Source organism: Aeromonas enteropelogenes (assembly GCF_020097295.1).
Classification (GTDB): domain Bacteria; phylum Pseudomonadota; class Gammaproteobacteria; order Enterobacterales; family Aeromonadaceae; genus Aeromonas; species Aeromonas enteropelogenes.
This window is the reverse complement of sequence record NZ_CP083625.1, coordinates 830,112-842,500: the sequence shown is the minus strand read 5'-3', so window position 1 is coordinate 842,500 and position 12,389 is coordinate 830,112. Positions and strand designations below refer to the sequence as shown.

Sequence of the window (12,389 nt, the reverse complement as noted above, 5' to 3'; positions counted from 1 at the left end):
TCCAAGGCTAAATACTCCTGACTGACCGATAGTGAACCAGTACCGTGAGGGAAAGGCGAAAAGAACCCCTGTGAGGGGAGTGAAATAGAACCTGAAACCGTGTACGTACAAGCAGTGGGAGCCCTTCGGGGTGACTGCGTACCTTTTGTATAATGGGTCAGCGACTTACATTTTGTAGCGAGGTTAACCGTATAGGGGAGCCGTAGGGAAACCGAGTCTTAACTGGGCGTCTAGTTGCAAGGTGTAGACCCGAAACCGGGTGATCTAGCCATGGGCAGGTTGAAGGTTGAGTAACATCAACTGGAGGACCGAACCCACTAACGTTGCAAAGTTAGGGGATGACCTGTGGCTGGGGGTGAAAGGCCAATCAAACTCGGAGATAGCTGGTTCTCCCCGAAAGCTATTTAGGTAGCGCCTCGGACGAATACTACTGGGGGTAGAGCACTGTTTGGGCTAGGGGGTCATCCCGACTTACCAACCCCATGCAAACTCCGAATACCAGTAAGTAATATCCGGGAGACACACGGCGGGTGCTAACGTCCGTCGTGAAGAGGGAAACAACCCAGACCGCCGGCTAAGGTCCCAAAGTTCTGGTTAAGTGGGAAACGATGTGGGAAGGCTCAGACAGCTAGGATGTTGGCTTAGAAGCAGCCATCATTTAAAGAAAGCGTAATAGCTCACTAGTCGAGTCGGCCTGCGCGGAAGATGTAACGGGGCTCAAACCAGGCACCGAAGCCGCGGATTCACACTAAGTGTGAGTGGTAGGGGAGCGTTCTGTAAGTCTGCGAAGGTGTGTCGAGAGGCATGCTGGAGATATCAGAAGTGCGAATGCTGACGTAAGTAACGATAAAGGGGGTGAAAAGCCTCCTCGCCGGAAGACCAAGGGTTCCTGTCCAACGTTAATCGGGGCAGGGTGAGTCGACCCCTAAGGCGAGGCCGAAAGGCGTAGTCGATGGGAAGCAGGTTAATATTCCTGCACGACTTGTAATTGCGATGGGGGGACGGAGAAGGCTAGGTGGGCCAGGCGACGGTTGTCCTGGTGAAAGTGCGTAGGCGGTACCTTTAGGTAAATCCGGAGGTGCAACGCTGAGACACGAGACGAACGCACTACGGTGCGGAAGCCATTGATGCCCTGCTTCCAGGAAAAGCCTCTAAGCTTCAGATTACAAGTCATCGTACCCCAAACCGACACAGGTGGTCGGGTAGAGAATACCAAGGCGCTTGAGAGAACTCGGGTGAAGGAACTAGGCAAAATAGTACCGTAACTTCGGGAGAAGGTACGCTCTTGTTGGTGAAGTCCCTTGCGGATGGAGCTGACGGGAGTCGCAGTGACCAGATGGCTGGGACTGTTTATCAAAAACACAGCACTCTGCAAACACGAAAGTGGACGTATAGGGTGTGACACCTGCCCGGTGCCGGAAGGTTAATTGATGGGGTTAGCGCAAGCGAAGCTCTTGATCGAAGCCCCGGTAAACGGCGGCCGTAACTATAACGGTCCTAAGGTAGCGAAATTCCTTGTCGGGTAAGTTCCGACCTGCACGAATGGTGTAACCATGGCCATGCTGTCTCCACCCGAGACTCAGTGAAATCGAATTCGCCGTGAAGATGCGGTGTACCCGCGGCTAGACGGAAAGACCCCGTGAACCTTTACTACAGCTTGGCACTGAACATTGAACCTACATGTGTAGGATAGGTGGGAGGCTTTGAAGGCGTGACGCCAGTTGCGCTGGAGCCGTCCTTGAAATACCACCCTTGTATGTTTGATGTTCTAACGCAGGCCCCTGAATCGGGGTCGCGGACAGTGCCTGGTGGGTAGTTTGACTGGGGCGGTCTCCTCCCAAAGAGTAACGGAGGAGCACGAAGGTTGGCTAATCCTGGTCGGACATCAGGAGGTTAGTGCAATGGCATAAGCCAGCTTAACTGCGAGACGGACAGGTCGAGCAGGTACGAAAGTAGGTCATAGTGATCCGGTGGTTCTGAATGGAAGGGCCATCGCTCAACGGATAAAAGGTACTCCGGGGATAACAGGCTGATACCGCCCAAGAGTTCATATCGACGGCGGTGTTTGGCACCTCGATGTCGGCTCATCACATCCTGGGGCTGAAGTCGGTCCCAAGGGTATGGCTGTTCGCCATTTAAAGTGGTACGCGAGCTGGGTTCAGAACGTCGTGAGACAGTTCGGTCCCTATCTGCCGTGGGCGTTGGATGATTGAAGGGAGTTGCTCCTAGTACGAGAGGACCGGAGTGAACGAACCTCTGGTGTTCGGGTTGTCACGCCAGTGGCACTGCCCGGTAGCTAAGTTCGGAATCGATAACCGCTGAAAGCATCTAAGCGGGAAGCGAGCCCTGAGATGAGTCATCCCTGACCCCTTGAGGGTCCTGAAGGGCCGTTGGAGACCACAACGTTGATAGGCGGGGTGTGTAAGTGCAGCGATGCATTGAGCTAACCCGTACTAATTACCCGTGAGGCTTAACCATACAACACCCAAGAAGTGTTTCTGGCCTTGTAGCAAGTGCATGAACTACTTATAAATTCAGTGATAATGACAAAGCAAACTAGCTAGGTCGTTATTCACGTCAGCTTTCTGGATTGAAGAATTTGCCTGGCGGCCATAGCGTCGTGGAACCACCTGATCCCATGCCGAACTCAGAAGTGAAACGCGGTAGCGCCGATGGTAGTGTGGCATTCGCCATGCGAGAGTAGGACACTGCCAGGCACCCAATTAAACAGTGATGTGCAAAATCACGTTACTGGCTGCGAGGATGACACCTCATCAAGAAGCAGCAAAAGATTTAGCGAAAGCTAACCGAATGCGGAGCGGTAGTTCAGTCGGTTAGAATACCGGCCTGTCACGCCGGGGGTCGCGGGTTCGAGTCCCGTCCGCTCCGCCACTAACAAGAAGCCCAGTCGACAGACTGGGCTTTTTTTTGTTTTTAAGGCCTTCCCGATAGAGAAGGCCTTTTGTTTTCTGCATATTCTTTCGCCTTTTTATGGCCAGCTTGACGATAGATAACGATTTCTGATGAGCTCGTATAATCTGCGGTTTGGCCTCAAATAGTCTCCAGTTGCTCGTTTTATCATCTTTTTTAAGGATGCCGGAGGGGCGGAAAGCGGCTCTTGTGGCTGGTTTACTTTTGGTCGATCTAGGTCCGTGGCGCGTGATTAGGGTTGTATCTCGCTTATAACTCGGTAGAGTAAGGACATCTTGAGTTTGCCTGCTCCGCGCTCTCTTGTCGGAAACCAGGCGTAACTTGGCCAGTTTTTATCAACCTTACGTCAGTGGTATCGATATGGAACAAGTAAACAAGTCCACCTTTAGCGATGTACTGGAATATGTGCGTATGTCCCGTCGCCAGAACAAACTCAAGCGTGAAATTGCGGATAACGAGAAGAAGATCCGTGACAATCAGAAGCGTGTGTTGCTGCTCGACAACCTGAGCGATTACATCAAGCCGGGCATGAGCATCGACGAGGTACAGGCCATCATCGCCAACATGCGCGCCGACTATGAAGAGCGTGTTGATGATCACATCATCAAAAATGCCGAGCTTTCCAAGGAGCGCAAGGATCTGAGTACCAAGCTCAAGAGCATGAGCTCTCACAAGTAAGCACGATTGAATTGAAAAACACCGGCCATTGGCCGGTGTTTTGCTATCAGCTCGGATCTCTGCAACTCCTGCAACAATCGACTCCCCTTTTTAGAATTGCCCTGTTACCATCATTCCAAAGCGGTTAATAGTTTCAAGCCATTGACTTGAAAAGACTAAGCTTGAGAGTAACACAATAAATTGCGCAACCATGGTGGGGCTGATATGGGCGCATCAAAGCAGACGGATTTGACACAAGTGGCATCTCAAGAATCATCCATACCGACCTCGGACGCGCATCCGAAACGCAAGCGTCGTCCCTGGTGGCGCTGGCTATTCTGTTTCCTCTTTTTATCATGCCTGGGAGCGGCGATAGCCCTGATCGGCTACGAGATGAAAACCTCGAAGCTGCAGTCCCGGGAGATCTCGCGCTATGCCGCCACTCTCACCTATCAGGTCGAGCCTGGGCCCAGCAAGCAGATTGCCTTTCCTGACGACGGTCCATTCGACAAGCGGCTGGGTTATGTGCTGCTGCCGATGATGCAGGAGCGCCTGTTGCAGCGCGGTTATCAGGTCAGTCAGCAGGTGCATTTCTCCGACGCACTGTATGACTATGCCAGCCGTGGCTTCTTCATTCCCTATACCGAAAAGGTGCAGGCCGGGCTGACGCTCCACGATTGCCGCGCCGAGCCTTTCTATCAGTTCAAGTATCCGACCCACCACTACCCGGATTTTGCCTCGATCCCGCCGCTGATCATCCAGTCACTGTTGTTTATCGAAAACCGTGATCTGCTGAGCACCAAGGAGCCGCTGGCCAACCCGGCGGTGGATTGGCCACGTTTTGCCAAGGCGGCGCTCTCCCAGGTCGGTAAGGCGCTGGACATGCAGGATCAGTCGGCAGGTGGCAGCACGCTCGCGACCCAGGTCGAGAAGTATCGCCACTCCCCGGATGGCCTGACTATTTCACCGACCGAGAAGATCCGCCAGATGGCCTCCGCCAGCGTGCGGGCCTACCGGCTGGGGCCGGAGACTCTGGAAGCGCGCAAGCTGGTTGCCTGGGCCTACCTCAACTCGGTACCGCTCTCGGCGGCGCCCGGTTACGGTGAAGTTCATGGTCTGGGGGATGGGCTCTGGGTCTGGTTCGGTGCCGACGTCGACGAGGTGAACCGGCTGCTGGATCCGTCGCGCAACCAGGATGCCTCCCTGGCCGATCAGGGACTGGCTCTGCGCCAGGTGGTTTCACTGATGATCGCCCACCGTCGTCCTTCCTACTATCTGGCACAGGGGCGCGAGGCACTTGCCGAGCTCACCGACAGCTACCTGCGTCTCTTCGTGCAGGAGGGGATGATCACCCCGCCGCTGATGGAGGCGGCGCTCAAGGCCAAGATCAGTTTCCGTGACTTCCTGCAGTCACCGGCAGTCACCAAGGTCAATAACAACAAGGGATTGCAGGTGGCCCGTACCCGCTTGAGCCGTCAGCTCGGGGTGCAGCTCTATGATCTGGATCGGATGGATCTGACCGCCGATACCAGCCTCAACATGCCGCTGCAGACCGAAGTGTCCCGTTATCTGCACCAGCTCGCCGATCCGGCATTTGCGGCCGAGGTCGGGCTGTTTGGCGAGCGCCTGCTGTCGCCGGAGAAGACGGGGGATGTGCGCTACAGCTTCACCCTGTTCGAGAAGTCTCCGGAAGGGTTCAAGGTGCGGGTACAGACTGACAACACGGATCAGCCGTTTGATATCAACGAGGGTTCCAAGCTGGAGCTGGGCTCTACCGCCAAGCTGCGGGTGTTGACCACCTATCTGGAGATAGTGGCCGAGCTGCACGACAGCTATGCCGGCATGCCCACCGCAAGCCTGCGCAAGCTGGCTGACGCCTCCCAGGACAATCTCAGCCGCTGGGCCATCTCCTATCTGATGACGGCCAAGGACAAGAGCCTGCCGGTGATGCTGGAGGCGGCGCTGGATCGCAAATACTCCGCCAGCCCCTATGAGGGTTTCTTTACCGGTGGCGGCATGCACACCTTCAACAACTTCCGCAAGGAGGACAACGGCCGGATCCCGCCCATTCGCGATGCGCTGCGCGAGTCCATCAACCTGCCGTTTGTCCGTCTGATGCGCGATATCGTGCGCTACAGCCTCTACAAGGAGGGGAACCGCGCCCAATTGCTCAAGGATGACAAGGATCCCCGTCGTCAGGAGTATCTGGCCAAGTTCGCCGACAAGGAGGGACAGACTTATCTGCTGCGCTTCTGGCGCAAATACCGCGGCAAGACCCCGGATGAGCAGCTGGATACCTTCCTCGACGGTCTGAAGCCCAGTGCGGTGCGACTGGCGGCGGTGCACCGCTACCTGTTGCCCAATGCCGACGAGGCCACGTTTGCCGCCTTCCTGGCCAAGCGACTGCCGCGGGAGAAACTCAGCGACAAGCGCATCAACCAGCTCTATGTCAGCTATGGCCCGGGCAAGTATTCGCTACCGGATCAAGGCTATATCGCCAGGGTTCACCCGCTGGAGCTGTGGCTGCTCGCCTACCTCAAGGAGTTTGATAAGGCAACCTTCGCCGATGCCGTGGCTGCCAGCCGCGACGAGCGTCAGGAGGTCTACAGCTGGCTGTTCAAGACTCGCCACCGCAGCGCCCGTGATACGCGGATCCGTACCATGCTGGAAGTCGAGGCTTTCCTCGATATCCATCAACGCTGGGCCAAGCTGGGCTATCCCTTCGATCACCTGGTGCCGTCGCTTGCGACCGCGCTGGGCAGCTCGGGGGACAGGCCTGCCGCGTTGGCAGAGCTGATGGGGATTATCCAGAACGGAGGCATCCGGGCGCCGACCCTGCGCATCGAGCATCTCTCGTTTGCCAAGGACACGCCGTTCGAAACCGAGTTCACACCGGCCCATAGCGAGGGGACCCGGGTGTTGCCTGCCGAGGTGGCGGCGGCCCTGCGCAATGCGTTGTCGAAGGTAGTGGAAGGGGGCACGGCACGGCGTATCGCCGGGGCCTTCGCCCTGCCCGATGGCACAGTGCTGCCGATGGGAGGCAAGACGGGGACGGGGGACAACCGGATCGAGACGGTGGGGCGTTATGGCAACGTGACCAGCTCGCTGGCCCGCAACCGTACCGCCACCTTTGTCTTCTATCTGGGAGACGACCATTTCGGCACCCTGACCGCCTATGTGCCGGGCAGCCAGTCCGACAAGTTCCGCTTTACCTCGGCGCTGCCGGTGCAGGTGCTCAAGGGATGGCTCCCTTGCTGATGCCCTACCTGCAGCCTGGCTCACACACCCAGTGCCTTGCAGACCGCTGAATCAGACTGGATTGGCATAGCGACATAACAAACGGGGGGAGGCCAGCTGGCCTCTCCCCGTTGCGTTGTGCCTCTCAGGCGATGAGGCAAGCAGGCATGTCAGACGTTCAGGACGAACTGCTCGATCACCCGGGCGACGCCATCTTCATCGTTGCGCGCGGTGATGTGCTGTGCCAGCGCCTTGATCTCGTCGGTAGCATTGCCCATGGCCACACCAAGGCCGGCATATTCGATCATGTGGCGATCGTTGCCCGCATCCCCCACTGTGATCACCTGCTCCGCCGTCAGTCCCAGATGTTCGGCCAGCGCAGCGACCCCGGTCCCCTTGTTGCTCTGCTTGTTCATGAACTCAAGGAAGAAGGGAGCGCTCTGCACCACTGTATAGCGCTCATGGAGTTCGCCTGGCAGGCGCTCGATGGCGCGGGCCAGCTGGGGCGGCTCGTCGATCATCATCACCTTCATGATCTGCTCATCGCTGGGCAGGGTAGCGAAATCCAGCAGATTGATGGGCATGCCGATAAGGCGGGACTCGTGTTCGGTGTAGGTGCTCACCTTGGGGCTGATGAGCCCCCGGGTCACCGAGAAACCGTGGATGTTGACCTCCAGCTCGTTGGCCAGCCTGGCGATGGCACTGGCGTCGGCCCCGGTCAGCAGCTGGCTGCGGATGATGCGCTGATCGGCGACCTGTTGCACCAGCGCGCCGTTGTAGCAGATGACGTAATCATCTTGCCCGGTGAGGCCAAGCTCCGCCAGATAGTGGCTCATGCCCTCCAGCGGGCGACCGGAGGCCAGCACCACAGTGACCCCCTTGGCGCGGGCGGCCCGGATGGCGTCATGGGTGCGGGGGGTGATCTTGCCCTGCGGGTTGAGCAGGGTGCCATCCATATCCAATGCGATCAGCTTGTACATCTCTCACTACCTGAGTCTGGGTGGCCCGCCCTATGGGGCCAAGGAAGTGGCGAGTGTAGCGAAAATCGGCGGCGGGATCACGGCTGGCACCGCTGTGGCATGGGATGGATTACTTGCGCCCCTCGTAGGGGTTCATCAGCAATTGATCCTCGCGGATGCAGAAGTGGATGGGGCCGTGCTCGATATCGACCCGGTTGTGGTGGTGGGCCATCTCCACCTCGACACCGGGGAAGAGGTGCTGGGTGGCGATGATATCCATCTCGGCCATCAGTTTTTGCAGCTCTTCGTGATTGGCGGCCAGCTGGTCGCTGAGCTGATTTTGCTCGGCCAGCAGTTGGTCGCGGATGGGTTTGAGTTTGCGCAGTGTCTCCGGGTTGCGCTTGTCGCTCGGCAGTTGCACCAGTCGCATCACCAGCTCCTTGAGCTTGTCCAGCTGCTGTTGCCCGGCTTGCTGGCGTTGCTTGAGCTGCTGCTCTTGCTCCTTGTGGGTGAAGTAGCCCCCCAGGATCTGCAGCCGGGTCTGGTTGCCTGCCGAAGCGCCCAGTACGGGGGAGATGATGAGACGATTGGCAATGCTGAGCCCCCCCAGCAGATTGCCTTTGCGCATGGCGCTGTCGCCGACCCTGATATCCTGGCCGCTACGGCTGTAACAGTGGCTGAGCTGGCTCTGGATCTGGATATTGCCGCCCGCCGCCAGCTGGGTGTACTGGGCGTAGCTGGCGTGGATCTCACCCTGGGCATTGAGCTGGCAGAGGTACTCCCCCTGCTCGTTGCGTCGCCCTATGATGCCGTGGCGCACCGTGATGCTGCCACCGGCTTCAATCAATCCCCCCTCGATAAAGCCGCCGACGACGATGTCGCCGCTGACGGACACCTTCATGCCTGGGTTGATATCGCCGCTGACGATCAGCCCCCCTTCGAAGGTGATATGGCCGTGGCGGGCATCCACCTGCTTGACGCTGAGCACCTCATCCACCTTCATGCCGGACTTCTCGCGGCAGGGTAGCCCGGCGCGGCTGGCGATCAGCAGATCGGGATCCTCCTGGGAGAGGAAGGTGCCTTCTCCCGCCATCATGGGGGAGTCCTTGCCATGTTTGGCGGGCAGCTCCTGCCCGGTCACGGTAAATCCCGGGATCCCCGCAGTTGCCGGGTGGCGGCGCATCAGCTGGGTACCCGCCTTGACAGTGACGATGGAGCCGAGATCCCGCAGGTCGACCTTGCCGTGCTCCCGCTCCTGGGGCTTGAGGATGCGTTCGGCCGGCGTCTCCACCAGTCGTTCATAGCGGGTGTCCTGGCCGTTGACTGCGGGCTCGCCGCGGGCCACGACCAGTTTGAGCAGGCTGCCCGGGCTGGCCTCCTTGGCGGACTGGATGGCCTCCATGAGCAAGGGTTCGCTGACCCCCTGTTTGATCTCGCTCTGGGCGATCACCTCCTGCAGCTGCTCCAGCGTCAGGTACTTGCCACCCCAGTCGGCGGTGATCTGGGCAATGCCCTTCATCCGGTCTTTCTCCACCAGAATGGTCACCCTGGCATCGTGCCGCTGGGCGATGGGGATGGGGGTGGTAGAGACAGGGGCCGCCGGATCCGCCAGCAGGGTATTGAGCAGGGCGATGGCCTGCTTGATCCCCTCGGTGAGCGGTTGGTAGCGGCGACAGTTGGAGGCGAGCAGCAGGCTCTGCACATCCTGCTCGGTGACCGGTTTGGTAAGGCCGGCGGCGATACGCAGGCAGACCTGTTCCATGTCGCTTGATAGCAGCAGCCACTCTTTGCGTAACACTCGCTCTCCTTGCCGACTCAGGGGGGTTGGGCCCAACTGGTCATTTACCAACCATTCAATGATGGATTATTCGATATGTGCCGGCAGTATCCAGAGATTTCTTTTGTTTGGTCAATGCATTAAGTGCGAATGAGTGATGCAGGCTGAAGAATTTCGGACGTGGGTGGCGCGCGTATCCGCCCCCTGGACAAGGGGACGGCAGAGCCCGTGGTCAGTGCCGCTGACGGCGTTGGCGGGTGGGGGATAGGAAATGCCTATGAGCGAAGTTGCGCCGTTCGGACCATGGTCAGATAGTCACCCAGTTCGGGCAGCCCTTGCAGGTGACGGCGCAGCATATCGAGAGCGGCGAAGGCGAGGATCTTGCGAAGGCTCTCCTGATCCGGATGGCTCGCCTTCAGCATTTGGCCAACCCGATGACCATCGGCGCAGAGCAGTAGCGGTACCCCATCCGGGCCAGCCCGACCTATGGTGAGGCTCAGCCCGCTGGCGGAACCCGTCAGCTGCGCGAGATCGTCGCTCAGGGTGTGGTTGAAACCGGCTTCCAGCGCGGGGTGGTCATGACAGAGGGCGAGCAATGCACCCCGGCTCTCCCCTTCCTGCAGAGTGAGAGGGCGCTCCCCCAGCAGCGCCAGGATATGCCGGGCTGGCTCCTCGTTGCCGCGGCCCACCAGCCAGGGTTGGATCTCCCCGAGCAGGCGCACCTCGGCGCCATCCATGTCTGCCGCGCTGGCTCCGTGGCCAATGAGTTTGAGTTCGATGAGGGGCATGGAGGAGCGGTAACCGAGCTCGATGCTGGCTGGCCAGGGGGCTGCATCCAGCTTGTCGCTGAGGGCGGATTCCGAGATGCCGAAGGTGTAGAAACGGCGCAGTTCGGTGTCCGTCTGCTCACCCGCAAGGGATTTGAGGCGCGGCAAAATCTGCTCGCGCACCATCAGCTTGAACTCGAACGGCACGCCCGGGGTGAAGAAGAGCCGGCTCTGGCTGTGGTTGCTGGCATGGCTGACCACAAAGCCACAGGCGGTACCGACCGGATTGTCGAGGTGCTCGCACCCTTGCGGCAGCCAGGCCTGCTTGGTGTTGCTCTGAGGCATGATCCTGCCCCGGCTGGCGTAGCGGGCCTCGATGCTGGCGAGCCACTCGGGGAACAGGGTCAGAGGTTGCCCGAAAGCTTCGGCCGCCGCTTGGGCGGTCAGATCATCGGCGGTGGGACCCAGGCCCCCGCATACCAGCACCACCTCGGCGCGGCTCGCGCTCTCCAGCAGTGCGGTTTTCAGATCGGCGAGGTTGTCCCCGACCGTGATGCGGCGGCGCACCTGCCAGCCTTGTTCCAGCAGCAGGGCGCTGAGCCAGGCGGCGTTGGTATCTACCACCAGTCCCGTCACTATCTCGTCTCCGGTGCTGATGATTTCGATGCGCATGGCGGGCTCCTCGGGGCTGGGGGTAAAGGGGTCGTGAGCCATGGCTGGCTATCAGGGTTTGTTGTGCTCGAAGTAGTAGCTTATCCGGGTACGCGGATTGAGGTACTCGAAGACGGCTGGGGGCAAGCGCTTGGGATGGATCACCTTGGCGATGGTCAGCTCGACCTGCTGCAGGTCGATGATGGCCGCCTCCTGGCGCGGAATGCGCGGGTCGTACACCAGCACCGAGGGGTAGAGCAGACGGGAGGTATTCACCGACATCACCAGACCGACCTGGCCGTTGGAGAGCTGCACCACGCTGCCTGGCGGGTAGATCCCCATCAGCCGGATCAGCATGCCGAGGTATTCCGGATTGAACTGTGCCTTGCGCTGCTTGTAGAGGCCGCTCAGGGCCGAGTAGGGCACCTTGGCCTGGATATGGCAGAGATTGTCATACTCGTTGATCAGCGACACCATCTGGGTGAGGGAATCGAGCTGCCCCCCCTTGAGCCCTTCCGGCCCGCTGCCATCCAGGTATTCGTGATGATGCAGCACGATGCCCTTCGCCTCGGCAGGGAAATCCTTGGCCAGGTTGAGCAGTTCCAGCCCGTAGCGCGGATGCTGGGCCATCAGGTTTTTTTCCGGCTTGGTGAGGGGCTCGGTCTTGCGCAGGATCTGGCTCGGGATCTTCAACTTGCCGATGTCGTGGAACAGGGCTCCCATGCCGATCTGGCGGATCTGCCCGGCGTCCATGCCGCACTCCCTGGCCAGCAGCATGCTGAGCACGCTGACGTTGAGGGAGTGGAAGTAGAGGTTGTTGCCATCCTCGCTATCTGAGACCAGGTGCAGCACCATCTCGTCTACCGCCAGCAGCTGATCCGTCATGGCGTTGACCAGCTCCTGCGCTTCGCCGATGGCGTTGAGGGGGCGGGACTGGATCTTGCTCATCACGTTGCGCACTTGCGCCAGGGACTGCTGGAACTGTTTCTCGCACTGTTGCAGGTTGCGTCTGTACTGCTGCAACTGTTCGATGCGGCGCAGCTTCTCCTGTTGCATCTGGATCTGGCGCAGGGCGGTGTCCGGCCCTTCGCTCGTTTGTGCCTGAACCTGGTTCAACGGCTTGGGCGGCGCGTCGCTCTTGTCGGGGATGATGGTCACCAGCTTGAGGCCAAGCCGGCGAATGAGCTCGATCTCCTCTTCATTCTTGAGCTTGAAGCTGGAAAACAGGAAGGGGTGTTCGCGCCAACCCAGTGGCAGAGAGACGAAATTGCCGACCTGCAGTCGGTCTACGGAGATCTTGATACCAGTCATTGTCCAGGCTGCGAGAGACACACTGAGCCGTATGCTAGTCAAACGCGGGATCGAATACAAAAGGTATCTGATGACAGGTCAGGCGCTTTATTATAGGCT

At 59.1% G+C, this 12,389-nt stretch carries 5 protein-coding genes, 1 tRNA gene, 2 rRNA genes and 1 pseudogene (1 of these 9 only partly in view); 5 read left to right on the top strand and 4 right to left on the bottom strand.

Going from position 1 to position 12,389, the window contains the following annotated elements; all coding sequences use genetic code 11:
- From LA321_RS03895 to LA321_RS03875, 5 genes and pseudogenes are all read left to right on the top strand, one after another.
- Positions 1-2,478, top strand: a 23S ribosomal RNA gene (locus tag LA321_RS03895); it begins 411 nt to the left of the window's first position.
- 124 nt (positions 2,479-2,602) lie between these two features.
- A 5S ribosomal RNA gene (gene rrf, locus LA321_RS03890) occupies positions 2,603-2,717 on the top strand.
- A gap of 98 nt (positions 2,718-2,815) precedes the next feature.
- Positions 2,816-2,892: transfer RNA gene (locus LA321_RS03885), tRNA-Asp, on the top strand.
- Positions 2,893-3,291: 399 nt separating this feature from the next.
- Positions 3,292-3,609: a PTS system regulator TmaR gene (gene tmaR / locus LA321_RS03880; RefSeq protein WP_026458211.1), complete on the top strand. Its 318-nt coding sequence runs from the start codon at positions 3,292-3,294 to the stop codon at positions 3,607-3,609.
- A gap of 204 nt (positions 3,610-3,813) precedes the next feature.
- Positions 3,814-6,896 (top strand): annotated as a pseudogene (locus tag LA321_RS03875) (transglycosylase domain-containing protein).
- A gap of 99 nt (positions 6,897-6,995) precedes the next feature.
- Here the strand turns inward: LA321_RS03875 and yidA are convergent.
- The 4 genes from yidA to LA321_RS03855 form a co-directional block, all read right to left on the bottom strand.
- On the bottom strand, positions 6,996-7,805 hold the full coding sequence (yidA, locus tag LA321_RS03870; RefSeq protein WP_042072705.1) for a sugar-phosphatase: 810 nt from the start codon (positions 7,803-7,805) through the stop codon (positions 6,996-6,998).
- 109 nt (positions 7,806-7,914) lie between these two features.
- On the bottom strand, positions 7,915-9,582 hold the full coding sequence (locus LA321_RS03865; protein ID WP_042072704.1) for a DUF342 domain-containing protein: 1,668 nt from the start codon (positions 9,580-9,582) through the stop codon (positions 7,915-7,917).
- Positions 9,583-9,836: 254 nt separating this feature from the next.
- A complete protein-coding gene (locus tag LA321_RS03860; RefSeq protein ID WP_042072703.1) occupies positions 9,837-11,000 on the bottom strand; it encodes a competence/damage-inducible protein A in 1,164 nt (387 codons plus the stop codon).
- A gap of 51 nt (positions 11,001-11,051) precedes the next feature.
- On the bottom strand, positions 11,052-12,290 hold the full coding sequence (locus LA321_RS03855) for an HD-GYP domain-containing protein (protein WP_042072702.1): 1,239 nt from the start codon (positions 12,288-12,290) through the stop codon (positions 11,052-11,054).
- Positions 12,291-12,389 lie beyond the last annotated feature (99 nt).